Source organism: Sulfolobus acidocaldarius SUSAZ, assembly GCA_000508305.1.
In the GTDB taxonomy this organism is placed as follows: domain Archaea; phylum Thermoproteota; class Thermoprotei_A; order Sulfolobales; family Sulfolobaceae; genus Sulfolobus; species Sulfolobus acidocaldarius_A.
This window is the reverse complement of sequence record CP006977.1, coordinates 1,244,605-1,262,448: the sequence shown is the minus strand read 5'-3', so window position 1 is coordinate 1,262,448 and position 17,844 is coordinate 1,244,605. Positions and strand designations below refer to the sequence as shown.

The 17,844-nt window shown below is 35.3% G+C and carries 16 protein-coding genes, 1 tRNA gene and 1 rRNA gene; 7 read left to right on the top strand and 11 right to left on the bottom strand.

Features of this window, described 5'->3' with window-relative positions; translation table 11 throughout:
* Positions 1-41 precede the first annotated feature (41 nt).
* On the bottom strand, positions 42-2,672 hold the full coding sequence (locus tag SUSAZ_07260; protein ID AHC51755.1) for a DNA polymerase I: 2,631 nt from the start codon (positions 2,670-2,672) through the stop codon (positions 42-44).
* Between the two features lie 213 nt (positions 2,673-2,885).
* Here SUSAZ_07260 and SUSAZ_07255 point away from each other — a divergent pair, with 213 nt between their 5' ends.
* From SUSAZ_07255 to SUSAZ_07245, 3 genes are all read left to right on the top strand, one after another.
* Entirely contained in the window at positions 2,886-3,605 is a 720-nt protein-coding gene (locus tag SUSAZ_07255; protein ID AHC51754.1) for a multidrug ABC transporter ATP-binding protein, read from the top strand.
* Positions 3,602-4,984 carry a hypothetical protein gene (locus SUSAZ_07250; GenBank protein ID AHC52541.1) on the top strand — a complete coding sequence of 461 codons (1,383 nt, stop codon included), beginning with the start codon at positions 3,602-3,604 and terminating at the stop codon, positions 4,982-4,984. Before SUSAZ_07255 ends, SUSAZ_07250 begins: the two co-directional genes overlap by 4 nt.
* A gap of 359 nt (positions 4,985-5,343) precedes the next feature.
* Positions 5,344-5,499 (top strand): hypothetical protein, encoded by a 156-nt coding sequence (locus tag SUSAZ_07245; GenBank protein ID AHC51753.1) that lies wholly within the window; start codon positions 5,344-5,346, stop codon positions 5,497-5,499.
* Here the strand turns inward: SUSAZ_07245 and SUSAZ_07240 are convergent.
* The 9 genes from SUSAZ_07240 to SUSAZ_07200 all read right to left on the bottom strand — a co-directional run bounded on the left by SUSAZ_07240 (position 5,481) and on the right by SUSAZ_07200 (position 12,514).
* Positions 5,481-5,555, bottom strand: a tRNA-Arg gene (locus tag SUSAZ_07240). The two genes, SUSAZ_07245 and SUSAZ_07240, sit on opposite strands and share 19 nt — an antisense overlap.
* Positions 5,556-6,003: 448 nt before the next feature.
* Entirely contained in the window at positions 6,004-6,384 is a 381-nt protein-coding gene (gene rpl7ae, locus SUSAZ_07235; GenBank protein ID AHC51752.1) for a 50S ribosomal protein L7, read from the bottom strand.
* Between the two features lie 60 nt (positions 6,385-6,444).
* Positions 6,445-8,148, bottom strand: coding sequence for a glutamyl-tRNA synthetase (locus tag SUSAZ_07230; protein AHC51751.1), 1,704 nt, complete (start codon positions 8,146-8,148; stop codon positions 6,445-6,447).
* A complete protein-coding gene (locus SUSAZ_07225; protein ID AHC51750.1) occupies positions 8,141-8,824 on the bottom strand; it encodes a phosphoglycolate phosphatase in 684 nt (227 codons plus the stop codon). The genes SUSAZ_07230 and SUSAZ_07225 overlap by 8 nt, the downstream gene beginning before the upstream one ends.
* Entirely contained in the window at positions 8,821-10,023 is a 1,203-nt protein-coding gene (locus SUSAZ_07220; GenBank protein AHC51749.1) for a phosphohydrolase, read from the bottom strand. The genes SUSAZ_07225 and SUSAZ_07220 overlap by 4 nt, the downstream gene beginning before the upstream one ends.
* Positions 10,024-10,069: 46 nt before the next feature.
* Positions 10,070-10,188 (bottom strand): 5S ribosomal RNA (locus SUSAZ_07215).
* A gap of 38 nt (positions 10,189-10,226) precedes the next feature.
* The gene (locus SUSAZ_07210) at positions 10,227-10,436 is read right to left on the bottom strand and encodes a hypothetical protein (GenBank protein AHC52540.1); all 210 of its coding nucleotides are present in this window, start codon (positions 10,434-10,436) and stop codon (positions 10,227-10,229) included.
* A complete protein-coding gene (locus SUSAZ_07205; protein ID AHC51748.1) occupies positions 10,433-11,569 on the bottom strand; it encodes a hypothetical protein in 1,137 nt (378 codons plus the stop codon). The genes SUSAZ_07210 and SUSAZ_07205 overlap by 4 nt, the downstream gene beginning before the upstream one ends.
* A gap of 45 nt (positions 11,570-11,614) precedes the next feature.
* On the bottom strand, positions 11,615-12,514 hold the full coding sequence (locus SUSAZ_07200) for a methionine aminopeptidase (protein AHC51747.1): 900 nt from the start codon (positions 12,512-12,514) through the stop codon (positions 11,615-11,617).
* Between the two features lie 52 nt (positions 12,515-12,566).
* On the opposite strand from SUSAZ_07200, the gene SUSAZ_07195 reads away from it, so the two are divergent.
* From SUSAZ_07195 to SUSAZ_07180, 4 genes are read left to right on the top strand one after another with little or no spacing between them, the layout of a single operon-like run.
* Positions 12,567-13,250 (top strand): hydrolase, encoded by a 684-nt coding sequence (locus SUSAZ_07195; GenBank protein AHC51746.1) that lies wholly within the window; start codon positions 12,567-12,569, stop codon positions 13,248-13,250.
* 1 nt (position 13,251) lies between these two features.
* Positions 13,252-14,649, top strand: coding sequence for a phenylalanyl-tRNA synthetase subunit alpha (locus tag SUSAZ_07190; GenBank protein ID AHC51745.1), 1,398 nt, complete (start codon positions 13,252-13,254; stop codon positions 14,647-14,649).
* Between the two features lie 2 nt (positions 14,650-14,651).
* Complete coding sequence (locus SUSAZ_07185) at positions 14,652-16,280, top strand: phenylalanyl-tRNA synthetase subunit beta (GenBank protein AHC51744.1); 1,629 nt, start codon at positions 14,652-14,654, stop codon at positions 16,278-16,280.
* Positions 16,281-16,310: 30 nt separating this feature from the next.
* A complete protein-coding gene (locus SUSAZ_07180; protein ID AHC51743.1) occupies positions 16,311-17,063 on the top strand; it encodes an alpha/beta hydrolase in 753 nt (250 codons plus the stop codon).
* Here the strand turns inward: SUSAZ_07180 and SUSAZ_07175 are convergent.
* A complete protein-coding gene (locus SUSAZ_07175; protein AHC51742.1) occupies positions 17,034-17,828 on the bottom strand; it encodes a competence protein ComA in 795 nt (264 codons plus the stop codon). The genes SUSAZ_07180 and SUSAZ_07175 overlap by 30 nt on opposite strands.
* Between the last annotated feature and the right edge of the window lie 16 nt (positions 17,829-17,844).

The window sequence follows — 17,844 nt, the reverse complement described above, 5'->3', positions numbered from 1 at the left end:
ATTATTATTATATTTTAATTTAATACTCTCCCTTCCATCATTCATTTCTTACTCCCAAAGAAGGAGTCAATTGATATTGTAGATACTATTTCATCCCAGCTAATTCCGAATGCTTTAAGTATTTGTTCGAACGTAGTTCTTAGCGTTTCCACATATTTTTCTATGTCTATTTCTGAAATTTTAGCAAGCTGAATAGGCTTTACGCCATCCTTACTTTTAACCTTAACAAACATTATAACGTCTCTTGGTAAGACATTCACACCAAATGCTTTAAGTTGTAAACCAGCCTTAACATGCTGAGGTGTATTTTTAGTGTATGAATCTAAAGGTTTTGATAGCATTATTCTAAATGCTAAGTCATCAAGATTATATCCCTTATTTCTAAGTTTATTATATATATCCTTTATCTTAATTTCCAGCTTATTCTTTACCTCAGGAATGTCATTTGGCGAATTTAAGGACGCTAACATATTCTTTATTTCTGCGAACTCCTTCTTTATGAATTCCGGTGTATTTCTTTTTTTAGCTAACATTCCTTTAATTTCAGTCTTACCATCAGGATATACACCAAAGTAATTTTTCTTCAATCCTGAAAATGCTACGTACTTATATGACTTATCGACCTCTAGATCTAAATTGAAATTCTGTTTCACGAATTTTATTAACTCCTCCAACTTGTCTTTAGTTGGATTGTACAAGAAGAGCGAATCTGTATCTCCATAAATTACCTTGAGATTGAGCTTTTCAGCCTGTTTATAGGTTGTGGTTATTATATATCTTCCGATGGCAGTCACACTCTCTGCCACTGCAGGAGCATATAGCGGGAAGTTCTCTGCTCCAAATACACCATAAGTGGCATTAATGAATACCTTCATAGCTCTCTGGACAACATCGTATAATGATCTTTGCTCCTCAGATATATTACTGTACTTTGCCTTCTTCTTGTAAACTTTAACTCTAAAATCCCTTATTAGTCCTGTAATCACTGCTGTTATTCCAGGTTTATCCATACACACATAATGTAGCTTCTCCCCAGTTTCGTCTTCAACCCATACCTTTTTCGTACACTCATCAATATCTATAGTTTCATAACTAATGTTCCAATTCTTTATTATTGATGGATACAGCGATGCAAAATCTAATACTACCACATTAAAGTATACTCCTGCAGGAGGATCTATGACAACAGCTCCCTTATACTTTTTACCCTTTATAACAGCAGCCGTTTTAACTTGGCTTGATCTTACAAGGATCTCTTCTTTAAGTGGGATAAGCCAATTTCTCTTTCTATGCTCCCAATAATACAGATTCTTAATCCATGTCGAAACTTCGGTTCTAGTTAATTCTTCTAATCCTAGTTTTGATATTCTAGCTAATAATACCATTAATTTTAGTACTAAATTGTTATTGAAAGTAGTAAGTTTAAGTGTGATCTCAGCATCTCTGAGGTTATACTCGATTAACTTATCTATGTCCAGAAAGCTAATGAACGTATCAAGCTTAACCTTAGAAATGCCCAGCAAGGCGGTAGCAACTGCATCTAGGCTGTATTCACTATACTTACCTTCAAAAGCATATATTCTCACTGCCCTGTTAAAGAAAAATTTGTAGAGGTCTATATGAATACCTGCTAAAAACTTACCCTCACCACTTACAACATCCAGTGGAACCTCCTCAGGAGTGAAATTAAGTCTCAAGGCTCTAAAATATATGTATGGTATGTCAAAATCATCACCATTAAAGGTTAGTAGCATGGGATATTCTCGGATTATCTCGAATAATCTAGCTAGAAGTTTCTTTTCAGAATTGAAAATCTCCACTTGGACGCCATCTTTCTTACTAAAATCAGAATTTACGTCCTCTCTTTTTAACGCTAAAACGATCTTGCTACCATCATTACCAGCTAATGCAACACTAATTATAGGGAATTCAGCCCTTTCAGGATCGGGTATTCTTCCCCTATTTGGAGTATAAACCTCTATATCTAACGATACTCTCTTTATATCAGGTACCTCAGTCTCTAGGATAGGTATCCAATCATTAACCGTCTCTTTTGTCATCTCATCAGCGTCAGAGAAAGCTTTCTTGATTTCATTGATTTCCTCTCCTTTAAGTTCAGGATTAAGCTGTGTAAGCTTTCCCTTATTAACTTTATATATTAGTCCTGGAATTAAGCCATTATCGTATACGTAATTATTATAGTATTTTATGTGAGCTTCATATGCCTTAGGTAAGGAGCTCCTCATTCTTCTTACAGCTAATGGGTCTTTAACAACAATTTTAGTAAGTCTAATCTTCTTTCCTGTATAAGGATCAACTTTGTTTACGAGCTCGAGATGATCAAATGAAGGATCTCTTACAACCTTAGTTATTTTGTTAACCTTATCTGGATCAATATCAGTGAGAAAGTAGGGTTTGTGACCTGATTCATCTTGCATAATGTAAATTTTCTTACCCTCTTTATCATAAAGCTTACAAACTGCACGTGACTTTTTACCATCATAATCAACTTGTAATAAGAAATATACTTTTCCGTCCTCAGCTTCCTTTATCCACTCTATCCTCGTCCTATTAGCGGTTTGTTTAGGTACCTCTACATTCTCTTGATTAGCCTGCTCTTTACTCTCATTCTTCTTTATCGAAAAATCAAAGAGTGTTGCTTGTTTGGACATATACAATATATAAATTAGGTAGAATTACGATATAAACTTGAAGGGCTCTGCTCGGAGACAAAGTAGGCGTATTTTTAGGAAATTTCTTCAAAATAATGATAAAATTTCTATTTAATAACTTTGACTTGATATAAATGGCTAGATTACTTGAATTACTGGTTTCTCTTATTTTCCTTCCACAAACTTAAATATTGACTATGTGAATAAGTAATTGTGTTAGACTGTATAGAAGTTGATGGACTGATTAAATTTTATGGTTCCTTTAAGGCTCTAGATGGTCTGACATTTTCTATTAGATGTGGAGAAAAAGTTGCCCTTCTAGGTCCAAATGGTGCAGGAAAAACTACAACTCTAAGAATACTGGCAGGTCTTCTCAGACCTAATGAGGGCATAGTTAAGATAAAAGGTTTTAATATATCAAAAAATCCAAGAGAAGCTAAGAGCAATATCGGTTTTCTTCCCGAGGACGCTGTCCCATTTTTAAATCTTACAGTAAGGGAAAACCTAGAGTACGTCGGAATACTTAGAAATATAAATAACCTGAAAGAGAGAATAAACCATTTACTTGATGTATTAGAGCTATGGGAGTACGAGAGAAAAACGGTTTCCTCCTTATCTAGAGGAAACAGACAAAAAGTTGCCCTAGCAATGGCTATAATACATGAACCAGCTATACTACTACTTGACGAACCTTTAAACTACCTTGATATACCAACACAAGAAAGAGTGATAAATCTTCTAAACTCGATGAACTCTACAATGCTGGTCTCAACTCATATCATGAGTATAGCGGAAAGACTAACGAACAAAATTATACTGATAACAAAGGGTAAAGTAATTTGGCAGGGCGGAATGACTGAACTCAAAAAGTTAGCTGGCGAGAACGAAAGAATTGAACAAGTAGTAGCTAGATTAATCGGCGATAGTTTATGAGAAGTTTAAAACTTCTATATTATTATTTAAAGCAGAGATACACCAAGGGGTTTATATTTTTAGTTCTGATTCTAGTCCTTTTTGCCTTATTTGTAAACCTAGAACTTCATATAAATACGTATTCATCAAAGTCCTTCGCTTTATCTAATTATTTTTACGTCTACTACCTATCTTTTCTCCTGCTATTTTATGTAATATTTGGATTAAGGATGACCATAAGTGAAATAAATTTTATATTAACAAGCCAGGAAAGGGCAGACTATATACTTTTTCTGAAGGGGTTCGCAGATTCTCTCTTTCTAATATTTCTTCTATTATATTCTTCAATTTTCTTTGTAAGAAGTATAATAGACCTTTTAAATACCGCTCTACTATGCTTATTTCTATCTTACTTATCCACCTTATTACTTACCTATGAGAACAGTCTACGTTACCTTATAGGATTCCTTATTGTAGGTTATACAATAATAACCTCTTTCCTATACCCATTAATAAGCCCAATACAAGCTATAACCAATTCCTCAATATACTACACTGTAGGTTTATGTATACTTCTTGGTGCAGTCTTAGCGACTATACCTAAATCATCGATGAGGATTTATAATAATGCTTACGGCTTATCAGTAAATTATAGTATTACACGTTTAGGCAAAAAAGAGAGGATTGAGAGTAGTAGAGAATTACCTAAAAATATACTGGGCCTTTTGTTCTATACCTCAGTGTATGGAGGATTTGTAATGAGATATAATTGGGGAGGAACTTCAACCTATGCTTATGTTAGGAGAAATGTCTTATTGATTCTATTACCTCTTTCATTCATAGTTACAGCAGTTTTAGTCGCATTTCGGAATTCTTCTTCTGTCATACACGTCATTCCCTTATACGTTATAATTATGTATTCGATATACTCGAGTACAACCATACAGTCTGAAAGGCTTTGGATAAACTTCGTAAATGTTGACTATGTTACTTACATAAGAAATAGGATGTACGTTAGGTTATTATTATCATGGATAACATTGTTACCGCCGTCTATAGCTCTGTTGATATCTTCTCAGATTTCAATTGACATTGTCATATTATCTATTCCGCTCTTAATATGTCCCCTAGGTTGGATATCGGCATCTTATTCTAAATTACCACAGGCAAGAGAGACTAACGTAGAGTCGTCTCCTGCTAGGATAGGCGTGAGAACAAGCATATCATTATTGTCAATTATAGCATTAGCTGTAATTGAGACTGTAATAGGACTTATATCCATTTTAGGGAGCATAGTACTAGCCGTGATAAATTTAGTATGCTGTATGGTCTTAATGTACTTTAAACCAGAGATTTGGATTGGTGTTGTAGAAAGACTTGTAAATAATGGCTATGTGTAACTAGTAAGTTCTATTTTAAAGTAGTATAACTACGTTGACTCTATACTCAGGCGACAAATGCCTAGAATTCCAATAAGGTGCTTTAGGATTAAGAACAAGAGTTTTGACCGCTTCGATGAACATTATAGCGAAATGTTGACTTGTTAAAGTTTATACGCATTTAACGAGATTTTTAAAGCCAGGGAGTTTATTCAATTTTCTGCGTAGTACAGAAGTTCTTACTGCAAAGTTTGAACTCTACGTAAAATCTCGTAACTTTTAACGAGTTACCAATACCTATAAACGAGAATTGGCAACCATAATACGGGGCGTCAGAATGGGAGAGAGGAGGCATTATAAATACGGTAACTATATTAAACGTGAGATTAAAGGGCGGTATTACGTATATAGATTGGGAAACGGTAAACGACGAGATAAAGGAAACTTACTTGGATCCTTTAGATAAGGTCATGGAATTTTACGTTAGCAGTGGGAGTGCTGGGGGAATCCCCCACAGCGGACCCGCCGGGATTTGAACCCGGGACCACTGGCTCCGCAGGCCAGCACTCTGTCCTGGCTAAGCTACGGGTCCATAAACTAACATATCCTTTATTGCAAGATTTAATATAGGTTTTGATTTAAATATACGCTTCTTAAACTAACTTTGATTATGGTGATTACATTAAGTAAATACCTATCGTTTTGTACTATAAAGTATAAAACATTCCAGATTAAATTTGGCTTAAGATCGTTTATAATTTATATGTAATAGGTCAAAATTTCTGAAATTTTTCATAAATAATTAAAAATTAATGTAGGTTTAAACAACCTTAGATAAGAGATTTATAGTATATATTAAACTGAAGGACGAATATTAATACCTAATTTTTCCAAATCCCTAAGAATAGAGGAGTGTTCTATAGATACTAAAAATAATGGGTGTATATTATTCCAGAATCTATTTCTCTACTCTTTCAAAAAAATCATTTATGTGTATGAGACGAAGAGGATTAAAAATATTGGCTAACAACAAAAATATTTCAACTACTTTTACCTTTTATCTCATTAACTCTCTTAACTATCTCATCCACTAGGTCTTTAGCTTCACCAGGATCCATTAATGCTACGGAAGCTGCTGCAACTTGTAATCCACAGGCTTCTCCTAGAGATTTCTTTGATGGTACATAGACATATGGTATTTTCTTTTCCTCACATAATAACGGTAAATGCGCTACAATTTCTTCAGGTTGAACATCTTCAGCTATTACCACTAATTTGGCTTGGCTCCTTTCGACAGCTTTTGTAGTCTCATTTGTACCTTTCTTTATCTTTCCTGAATCTTTTGCTTTCTTTACAGCTTCTAATACTTTATCTGCTAATTCTTGTGGAACTTCAAATTTTACATATGAGGGTTTAGACATAGCGTTCATCCTCCTTCTTTTTCGTCACGCGAAAATAGATTGTCTCTATCCATTAAAAAGTTATTCATGGGAGAATATGACTGTTACTTGCCCATCAGTACTTATCTCATCGACCTTTACAAAGCCATATCTAATGAACTGAACTATCTCGCCTTTATTCAAACTTCGAATCACACTTTCTCCCACTCCATTTATGGTTTCAATACCTTTTTCTGGATCAGGACGCAATATTACAACCGGAACACTTTCATCCTTCTTTACCCATTGTATTATCTTCATACCTAATTTCTTAGCATCTTCTATGCCTTTACTATTGTAGACTAACTTGTCCTCATTTACCGTAACATTACATAATTCCATTAGTCTCAATACCTTATCCTTAGCGTCGTCCTTATTTATCAGGATAATGTCTCCGGGATTTACACCAATCTCCCTGTATTCATTAGGATTGGATGGATGATATGGAATTCTAGCCAACATAGGCTGTGGAATGTCTATAGTAAACTCCATTGGAGATTCTACAAACATTAGTCTCTTTGCTATTTTGTCTAATTTCTTCCTATTTGTAGAGGCTAAATTGTCAAAACTGATCGTTGCATCGGTCTCCTTTAGACCAACTGTAATTATGATCTCTTTGATGGTATCTGAAAGAATACCTCTTCTCCTTAACCCAGCCAGTGTTGGTAACCTAGGGTCGTCTATACTAACACCTTTTTCAACTACAGTCCTTATCTTTGATTTACTCATCATAAATCCTTCAAGCTTTAGTCTACCAAATTCCCTAACGTAAGGATATTTCCAGCCCATATAGTTATAGATCCATTTCTGTTTTCCTGCATTAACAGCATGCTCCTTTCCTCTGAAAATGTGTGTCACACCCAAATCGTAATCATCAATAGCGCTTGCAAAATTATATGTGGGCCATACCCAATACTTATCTCCTTCAATAGGATGTGGACTTTTCTTAACATTTATAACTCTTAAGAGCACCCAGTCTCTCTGTGAAGGATCTGGAAGTTTTAGATCTGTTTTGAGTCTAACAACAGCTTTGCCTTCTTCAAATTCACCATGAATCATTTTCTCAAACAGTTCTAAGTTACTCTCAGGTGAAGTCTCCCTATGAGGGCATGCTTCCCTCTTACTCCTTCTCTCTTTAAACTCAGCTTCCTTACATAAATCAATATATGCGTACCCTTTACTTAACAATATCCTAGCAAAGTTATAATAGGTCTCTAATCTTGCTGAGGCTCTTACTTCTAAGTCCCACTTTATACCTAGCCATTTCAGGTCTTCTTTTATCCAATCATAAGCCTCAGGAATAGGTTTCTTCGTTTTTGGATCAGTGTCATCAAATCGAAGTATAAATTTACCATTATATATTCTAGCGTATTCATGAGATATTATAGCTGCTCTAGCGTTTCCAAGGTGAAGAGGACCATCGGGATTAGGAGCAAAACGAGTCACAAGCACTCCAGATACAGGTATATCAGGAAGTTCTTTCTTAGACTCTTTTTCTCTCTTCTTTTCTTCCAGCATTTCAGGGAACTTTGACTCTAACTCCTTTTTCTGACTCTCCACATCTAGTGAATTAACATAGTTTACTAACTCTTTAGCAATTTCCACTATATCCTTTGCCTTACTCCTTAACTCTGGTCTCTCTGCAAATATCTTGCTTACAACAGCATTTACGTTAGCTTTACCATTATGTGTATATGCATTATGGAGAGCGTATTTGTAAACCAGATTTCTTATGTCATTACTCATTAATTTCACCTGTAATAACTTTTTTAATAAATTCTACTACAGCTTTTCCACTCTTTTCACGCATTACAAAATCCCCTATACTTTTGAGACTTTCATCTGCATTCCCCACGACAACCCTAATACCTACTTCTTCAAGAAATTCTATATCAGTGCTAGAATCCCCTATCCCTACCACTTCAGCCTTATCTAAACCATGCATTTTAATTAATTCCCTAACTCCCTCAGCCTTACCACGTTTTGATTTTGAAATGTGTACCGCATATCCACTGGTCTTTATGTATAAACCTTTATCTAATGCCCATCTTACCATTTCGTCTTTAAGTATAGGCGGGTAAAAGCTGAAATCGCATACTTTGAATCGATTTTGCCAGCTTCCCTTAACCCCAAACTTATTTTCAAATTCCGATATTAAATTCCTGTCAACTCTTTCACAAACTTCTTTCAATTGGTTATGAAAATAAACTATACACCCATTTTCCGCAACAATCCCACCATTAAATCCAAAATAAGTGTATAGCGCCCTTAAGACAGGATAAGAGTTACCACTAACAAGACCCACTTTAATGCCCTTCTTTTCAACTTTCCTCAGTAGGTCTACGGCGTCAAGATCTATATTGTATGTATCCCTATCAAAGGTCAGAGTTCCATCTACATCTGTTAAAATTAACCTTATCAAGGAATTAATTCCCTCGCTCTCTTAGCATAAGTATAGTCTACGTATATACGTCTTATGGTTATTGAATTTGGTATACTATTTAAAAGTGTGTTTTGTAATTCAACTATACTCTTCACTTGTCCTTTTTTAGAATTTACTCTGAGCTTACTCTTATCTATTATTCTTATAACTTCTTCAAAGGGATACACAGAGTCCTCTGGTATACCATACTTTTGAAGTTTACTCACAATCTCGCTCATCTCCATACTTGAACGCTGAAAATCATTAAAGGAAACATTTTCATAAACCATTTTAGGACCTTTTCTATCAAGAAAATTCTTTATCTTAAACTTCAATTGATCAGGTGCGTTCTCATCTGATAACACTGAATATAACTTAGAGTAGACCCATTCGTCATCCCAACATGAAAACGAATCAGTTTGTATACTCTCTCTAAGAAAACTCCATGTCAAAACTTCTGGGCAACAGTACTCCATAACTTGCCTGTAGAGTTCACGCATATATAATTCATAACCTAAAATTGTTTTATGATAATATACTGCCTGATACATATGAAGTCTAGCAATGTAAAAATTCTCTAATGTATTTAGACCTTTTTCTATTATACTAATGATTTTATTTTCATTATAGGAGACTGTGTCAATTAATCTCTCTAAATCCAGATTACCTAGCTGAACCCCTGTGTGCCTAGAATCCCTAAGTAAATAATCCATTCTATCTATGTCTACATCACTATCTATTATACAGCCTAACATAGATGAGGTATTATATATGTCTATTATCTGTTTCTTGTCCATAGAATATTCCCCCAATGCGTCCTCAATCTCCTTATCCGAATAAATGATAAAGTCTCTTATGACGGAACTACTCACCTTGTCCCTAGATATGTATATAGGCTCAAGAGAATGACTAAATGGAAATTGTCCTATATCATGAAGAAGTGATGCTAGTCTAAGAAGTAGAGCCTCATCATGGTTTATATGGCCTTCATTTATAAGCCTATTACCTACTCTAGTAGCAAGGTGGAATGTACCTAAAGAATGGCTAAATCTAGTATGCATTGCACCAGGATAGACTAAAAAAGCTAGGCTGGTTTGTCTTATCCTTCTGAGTCTCTGAAAAACAGGTGAATCCATTATTTTTGTTTCCATATCGTTAAGTTCTATGTAGCCGTGAATCTCGTCAAATACTTTTTTCATTTGAAATACTTTATCTTAATAATAGATTATAAATCAAATAGAACGCCCATCCCAGCTCAGAGAGGCTGCGGGCCCTCTCGGATCCCACGGCCCCTCTGACGTGAGCGGCTTAACTTCCGGGTTCGAAACGAGTCCGGGTGTTACCCGCTCACTATGACCGGGTAGGCAATATATTATAGGATACAGTTGCTTAAAAAAGTATCTTATTTAATACTCTTCTGTTGATTAGTATTTTTTTGCTCTACGTTTTTGGCATATATCCCCCAAATGTATAAAGGAGCTCCATCTGTAGGACAAGCTCCCTCAACTTTGGTAACGAAATCTCCATCTCTGAATTGTCTCTCCGTGGAATAATTACACTTGAGACATTTTAAGATAGTTATAATCTGAGGAGACTGCACTTGCTGACTCACTGTGCTACACCTACTGTATTTCCTACTCCTACAAGTATTATCGTATCCCCTGGTTTAGTCCTTTCCATTATCATTCTCTTTATCATTTCCACCACTTTATCTGCTGCTTCATAAACTTTCTGAGGCATTGCAGTTATTGCCTCTTCCATGCTCATTTTTACTATCACTGCGTCTATTGGTATATTATACTTAACAGCTACTCTTTCTATAGCTATCTTTTCAGGACCTGGGTCTCCCATAGCCACTCCAGTACCTTCTGCTATTTCACCTGTCTCTTCACCTTCTAACTTAGCTGCAGCGTCAACAGTTATTATCCTTGATACACTGCCATTTAATTTGCCTATAACATTCTCTACGGCTTCACCAGGCGTCCCTACGGTTGCCATTGGTCCTTCTGCTTTCAATATCACTAGTCTTCTCCCCTCATAAACGGTGGTACCGGCAATCATTTCTCTACTTGGAGACCATTTCTCGGATATATTCATAAGAAATCTTGAAGCAACTAGTGGTCCAAGTGAGTCTCCCACAGGAACGCCTTGAAGGAAGACATCAAGAGCCTTCTCATAGGTCTCAGCCATCCTAACCAACATAGGAACAATCATTTGTAACTGAAGTAATAGGTAATAGTTTTGTAACTTCCTTCCTAACAGAAGATAATGCCTTATTACTTTGTAAATTATATTGACTGTGTTAACAATTTCTGCTGAAACCTGTATTTTACTTCTGTTCATAGGATCTATAGTAGGTATAGAAACGTTAATCACTTGTTTAATTTTATCCTCAGTACTTCTCAAAAGTAATCTCATCCTGCTTATGATATCAGTAGGTTCTACATTAACAGGGTCTATTGTAAACATGTCTGAAAATTTTCTAGTAATCTCATCAGAGTTAGAGGCTCCATTCTTCTCAAGAATTTGTTTAGTTTTAGATACAGTACTATCTAAGACTCTCTTTACCCTAGTCAGACCTCTTTCAATGTCCATAGAAGCCCAATACATTTGAAGTCTAATCTGTACTCCTGGTAAGGCAGTCAGTATTATAACTGCAAAGAACAGTATATAGGTTATAAAATAGTATGCACTCCCAAATTCAGATGTGGATGAAGATTGTTGAGCCAAAACTATAGCATACATCTTATTTCCACTTGCTATTATATCTATTGGGTTCTTAATTAACTTTTATTCGGTAATTACTTCCACTCTATCTTTCAACACTAATACTGTGTGCTCAAATTGAGCTACAGTACCCTTTTTAGCCTCTAGGAGGACAGGATATGACCTAAGGGCGCCTTTCCTGGTCAAAATTTTCAGCATTTCCCTAACTTTATCAGGATTGCCATCCATGTTAGATAACCATCTTTCACTGAAAGGAACCATATTCACCTTTTCATATATTGAGGTTAAGAATTTCTTCTCTTCTTCAGTAAGACTTTTAGTATTCAAATTCTTTATAGAATAAATAGTTACTTCTTTGCCTTCAATCACATACCCTTCTCCATCGGTTGCGAAAGGTTCGATAGCGTATGTATTACCTTCCATAATTTTCCCTAAACCCCTACCATAAACATTCGGAATGAAGATACCTGCGTGCAATTCATATCGTCTGATTAAATGTCCTCCTAAATTTCTTATGGGCTTGAAGCCATAACTTTTAATCGTTCTTTCAATATGTCTACCAATTTCTCCGATATCTACACCATTCCTTATGGTTCTTATTGCAGCTTGTAGAGCCTCTCTAGAGGCTTCAACTAATTTATCATATTTAGGGTCCAATGATACTGTAACAGCAGTATCTGTAATGTAACCGTTTATATGGGCTCCTATATCAAGCTTAACCACAGCATTCTCTGGAATAATTTTAGTATCATTTATGATGGGACTATAATGGGCAGCCTCAACGTTAATTGAAAGGTTGCAAGGAAATGCAGGTTTTGCTCCTTCCTCCTCAATTATCTTCTCTACTGCATTGCAGACATCAATAACCTTAACACCGGGCTTAATCATTTTTGCGCCAAAGTCTCTGGCCTTTGAGGCAATTTTACCGGCTCTTCTAAGAAGCTCTATTTCATCAATTTCCATGAGTAGACTTAAGAAAACGAAACTTTAATTTTTGTTCTTCTAATAATTTCTTATGCCACAACTAAGATGGTTAGGACATGCAGCAGTTGAACTTTTGATAAATAAAAAACGCGTTTTGATCGATCCCATGATAAAAGACAATCCATTAAGTCCAGTAAAACTTGATTCTTTTAATAACAACGTAGATTTAATTGTGGTGACACATGACCATTACGACCACTTAGGAGATGCAGTAGAATTACTTAAAATGAATCCTAAAGCCTCATTATTTGCCACATTCGATCTTGAAGTGTATTTATCAAACGAATACAAAATCGATATGGGTAGATTCATACCAGCTAATGTTGGTGGGTTTATAGATTTTGATGGACTAAAACTAGCTTTAACTAAAGCTGTTCACTCTAGTGAACACAGTGATCCTTCAGGAGCTATTATAAGTGGAGAGAATGTAACGGTTTATCATGCAGGAGATACTGGGTTATTTGAGGACATGAAACTTATAGGAGAAGTTTTCAAGCCTGATTATGCATTACTTCCTATTGGTGGAAGATTCACTATGGATCCGTATCAGGCTTCCCTTGCGGTAGATATGATTAAACCTAAGAAATACGCTATACCAATACATTTCAATACATGGGACCTAATCAAAGTTAACCCTGATGACTTCGTGAAGGAAGTTAGTAAAAGAGGGTATAGGGCATTAGTGTTGAAGCCAGGTCAGAGTGTGGAGTTATAAGATGCTAAGCGAGAATGAAATAAAAATACTTTCTTACCTAAAGCTTAAGAAAAAAGCAAATGCAGAGGAAATCAGCAAAGAATTAGGTTTACCACTTTCCTCAATTTTTAGTTTAGCTAAGCTACTTGAGGAAAAGGGTTATGTTAAAGTAGGAGAGAGGAAAATTATAAGGTTTGAACTTACAGAAGAGGGTAAGAAGAGGCTTAAGGAAGGTTTCCCTGAAGAAATTCTATTAAAAGAATTAAACGGGCAACCGTCTCTAGTTGAAGAACTAAAAAATAAGTTGGGAAAAGATTTAGAGATAGCGATTTCTTGGGCAAGGAAGAAAAATCTTGTAAAAATAGACCAGAACAGAGTTATACCGAATACTTCAAACTACACATTTTCGACTGAGAAAGAGGCACTACTGAAACCAGAGTCCGCAGATGAAAAAGTCTTGCAAGAATTATTATCTAGAAAGTTAATAACGAGAAAAGAAGAGTCCAAACTCGAAATAACATTACTCAAGGAAGAGTTTGAGGAGCAGAATTATATTACCCAACTTACCTCAGAATTGTTGAGAAGTAAAGACTGGAAAAAGTATAAGATAAGAGAATACAACGTAGAAGCTCTTCCACCATATTTTCCTCTAGCAAAGAAACACTTCTTCAGAGATTTCATAGAGAAGTTAAAAGATGTTATGAAAGAGTTAGGTTTTACTGAAGTAAACGGAGGTTATATAGAAATGGAACTCTATAACTTTGATCTATTATTTCAAGCCCAGGATCATCCGGCTAGAGAAATTCATGATAGTTTTAGAGTAGATGGGTTGGGAAAGATCGATGACGAGAGGTTACTGAAGGAAATAAAGGAAATGCATGAGAAGGGATGGAAATATTCTTGGGATCCACAAATAGCTAAAAGACTAGTGTTAAGGAGCCAGACTACTGCAGTTACAGCGAGAATATTAAGTAGTAGACCTAGCGTACCTTTTAAGGGATTTTCATTAGGCAAAGTGTTTAGACCCGATTCGATAGACGCCACACACCTTATCGAATTCCATCAGTTAGATGGAGTTATAATCCAAAAGGAATTCAGTTTCACAGATTTATTAGGAATATTAAGGGAAATATTCTATAAAATAGGCATAAAAGAGATTAAATTCAAACCTGGTTATTTCCCCTTCACAGAGCCAAGTGTTGAAGTCTACGGTAAAATTGAAGGCTTAGGATGGGTGGAAATGAGTGGAGCAGGATTATTAAGACCAGAAATACTAAAAGCAATGGACATAGATGCAAATGCAGGAGCCTGGGGAATTGGAATTGATAGATTAGCTATGCTATTATTTGGTTTGAAAGATATACGGTTATTATATGCAAATGATATAGATTTCTTAAGAAAAATGAAGGTGAGGTTGTAGATATGCCAACCATAATCTCTTATAAATGGACCTTAATAAATAACTTAAAAATAGATGATCATGAGTTAGAAGAACTACTGTTTAAACTTAAGTCTGAAGTTAAGCCGATAGATGCTGACCACGTGGAAATAGAAGTAAACAATGATAGACCTGATTTATTTTTCCCTTACGGTATTATAAGAGCGGCAAAGGGCATCTTAGGTAAAGAATTAGGAGAGCCTAAATATAACATAAAACAAAGTATATACTCTTTCGAGGTAAAGGAGGTAAAAAGTAGACCTTATGCAGTAGCTGGAATAGTGAAGGACATAAAGTTGGATGATGAGAGCTTACGAGAGCTTATTCAGTTTCAGGAAAAGTTACATATTACAGTAGGTAGAAAGAGAAAAAAGGTTGCAATAGGAATACATGATCTAGAAAAAATTACGTCCACTAAGATATATTATAAACCACTACCACTTGACTATAAATTCGTACCCCTAAATCAGTCTAAACTTATGACAATAAAAGAAGTGATAGAACAAACTCCCCAAGGTAGAGAGTATGGGGACATCTCAATTTACGACGGATTAAGCCCAGCAATAGTGGAAGAAAATGGTGATGTGCTAAGTATACCACCAATAATAAATAGTGATAAGACCCGTATAGATGAAAAAACTAGAAATATATTCATAGATGTTACTGGAACGTCATTTGAGGCGGTATCTTCAACTCTTGATATACTGGTAACAGATCTCGCTGAAATGGGTGGTAAAATAGAACTGCTGAATTTTATTTCACCATTCAAGTTTGAGTTTTCACCCCTACTAAGAAGGTACACAGTAAGTGTATCAGCAGATTATATTTCCAAAAATCTAGGAATGAATTTGAGTCCAAATGAAATAGAAAAGTATCTCAGAATGGCTAGATTTGATACTAAGGTCTTAAATAACGTTGTAGAGGTCACAATTCCGCCTTATAGAGTAGATATTCTCTCCCAGATAGATTTAGTAGAAGAAATAGCAATGACCATAGGTTATGATAAATTGTCACCAAAGGATTATGCCATAAAAGCTACAGGTAAATTATCGGGGGAAACTGAGCTAATAAGAACACTTAGGGATTTAAGTATAGGAGCAGGATTCAGTGAAATATTTACATTTATTTTGTCTAATGATAAGAGGCTAAGAAACGAATATGTAAGTATAGTTAATCCAGTAACAGTAGAGTACAATGCTGTGAGAAATTCATTGATACCCACTTTACTTAACTTTCTAAAATATAACCAGCATGCAATAATGCCTGTTTATGTTTTTGAAATAGGGGATGTGGTGATAAAAGATAAGCAAACCGACACTGGTTACAAGAACTCTCTCAGAGCGGTATATGGAATAATGAATAGTAAAGTAAACTATGAGGACTTGCAGTCCCGAGTACATCAAATATTAATGAGCCTTAGGATAGAACCAACCTACAAGACGTACTTAGACTATATGTTTATACCTGGAAGAGGGGCAAAGATCATTGATACAAGTAAAAGTGTTGAAATAGGAGTAATTGGCGAGATAAATCCGGTCCTGTTAGAGGAACTTGAAATAGAATTTCCAGTTGTAATAAGTGAGATTTACCTAGATAGCTTAGTAAAACGGTGATATAGTATTTTAAGGACTTTAAGTAATGGGATACGATTATACTATGAAATAAAGAATCCTGAAAACGTAGGCTCAGCAATAGTTTTAATACATCATTTAGCCGGTTCTATAAATAGTTGGAAATACGTAAGTCCAGCCTTAAAGAGTAGAACTATAGTCTATGACTTACGTGGACATGGAAGATCGTCGTCTCCTGTATCAACGTACTATATAGAAGATCATGCTAACGATCTAAGAGAGTTATTGGAGGAAGAAAACATAAAAGATCCTATTCTAGTTGGACATTCATTAGGAAGTATAATTGCACTGGAGTACTCCACAAAAAATAACATAGATAAACTAGTGCTGATAGGAGCGCTTTATAAAGCACCAAAACCAGATTTATACGAAAAATATGTTAGAATTGCATTGAATTTTGGGATGAGAGGGCTAGCTGAATATAGAAGATCAATAAATCAATTTCCTAAAACTATTGAAAGGGATGAAAGGATATGGCGAGATATACTAGGTGTTTATATGGAAAACAATCCAGTAGGTTATAAGTATTCAGTGGAAGGATTGTTAAAAGCGCGAGACTATTCCAGGGACCTAGATAAAATAGACGTACCTACCTTAATAATTTACGGAAGCGAAGACGAATATGCGCAAAACGCTACAATATTCAGTAAAGGACTAAAAAAATCAAAATTGACTATTATTGAAGGATTTGGACATTTTATAAACTTTGAAGCTCCTGAACTTTTAAACAATGAACTACGTAATTTCCTGTACTCTACCACCTAGTCTAGTTCCTATTTGTTTTAATTCATTAATACATTCATTCACTATTCTTATAATTTCCTCTTTATCAGTACTACTACCTGCTACTTGGACTTCTAACTCGGGCTTATCCATCTCTTTACTCCTTGGATGAGTCTTTATGTATAAATTATATTTTTTAACAAGTTCTTTTACATAAGGCGCAATGGTAGATTCCATTACTCCTAACAATAAAAATGAGTTTTCGTAATAAGAAATATTAGGTCTGTTTTTAAGATGATGTCTAATAAAATTTTCTAGGACATTTTCCATTTCTCTCGGAACTCCAGGTGTAGCTAATATTTCTATATCTTTATGAAGAATATATATACCTGGGGCTATTCCTTCATCGTTCCTTACAGGAGTGGCACCAGCAGGCATTTTAGCCATCTTGACTCTTTCTTCAGTTAAAGGAAGTCCACGTTTCTTGTACTTTTCCACTATCATTTCGTAGGCATCTTTATTTATTTCAAAACTGACTCCTAATGCCAATGCAAGTCCTTCGCTAGTTTTATCATCGTAAGTGGGACCTAATCCACCTGTGGAAATTATGAGTTTAGGTTTCCTGTTTATAGCTTCCTTAAACACTAGTGATATTTCTTCTATGTCGTCCATCACCGTGGTAATTCTTCTCACTACATACCCTAACGAGAGAATTCTCCTTGCAATATGGGAAGCATTCGTGTTTATTGTCTTTCCACTCAAAATCTCATTTCCTATCGTAATAATCTCTGCATACCAGTTTTCCATAGAAACAATTAAAAAC

What these genes read in the sequence shown, in the direction of transcription:
- SUSAZ_07260 (AHC51755.1), bottom strand. Translation starts at nt 2,672, where the DNA reads ATGTCCAAACAAGCAACACTCTTTGATTTTTCGATAAAGAAGAATGAG.
- SUSAZ_07250 (AHC52541.1), top strand. Translation starts at nt 3,602, where the DNA reads ATGAGAAGTTTAAAACTTCTATATTATTATTTAAAGCAGAGATACACC.
- rpl7ae (AHC51752.1), bottom strand. Translation starts at nt 6,384, where the DNA reads ATGTCTAAACCCTCATATGTAAAATTTGAAGTTCCACAAGAATTAGCA.
- SUSAZ_07230 (AHC51751.1), bottom strand. Translation starts at nt 8,148, where the DNA reads ATGAGTAATGACATAAGAAATCTGGTTTACAAATACGCTCTCCATAAT.
- SUSAZ_07220 (AHC51749.1), bottom strand. Translation starts at nt 10,023, where the DNA reads ATGAAAAAAGTATTTGACGAGATTCACGGCTACATAGAACTTAACGAT.
- SUSAZ_07205 (AHC51748.1), bottom strand. Translation starts at nt 11,569, where the DNA reads ATGTATGCTATAGTTTTGGCTCAACAATCTTCATCCACATCTGAATTT.
- SUSAZ_07200 (AHC51747.1), bottom strand. Translation starts at nt 12,514, where the DNA reads ATGGAAATTGATGAAATAGAGCTTCTTAGAAGAGCCGGTAAAATTGCC.
- SUSAZ_07195 (AHC51746.1), top strand. Translation starts at nt 12,567, where the DNA reads ATGCCACAACTAAGATGGTTAGGACATGCAGCAGTTGAACTTTTGATA.
- SUSAZ_07190 (AHC51745.1), top strand. Translation starts at nt 13,252, where the DNA reads ATGCTAAGCGAGAATGAAATAAAAATACTTTCTTACCTAAAGCTTAAG.
- SUSAZ_07185 (AHC51744.1), top strand. Translation starts at nt 14,652, where the DNA reads ATGCCAACCATAATCTCTTATAAATGGACCTTAATAAATAACTTAAAA.
- SUSAZ_07175 (AHC51742.1), bottom strand. Translation starts at nt 17,828, where the DNA reads ATGGAAAACTGGTATGCAGAGATTATTACGATAGGAAATGAGATTTTG.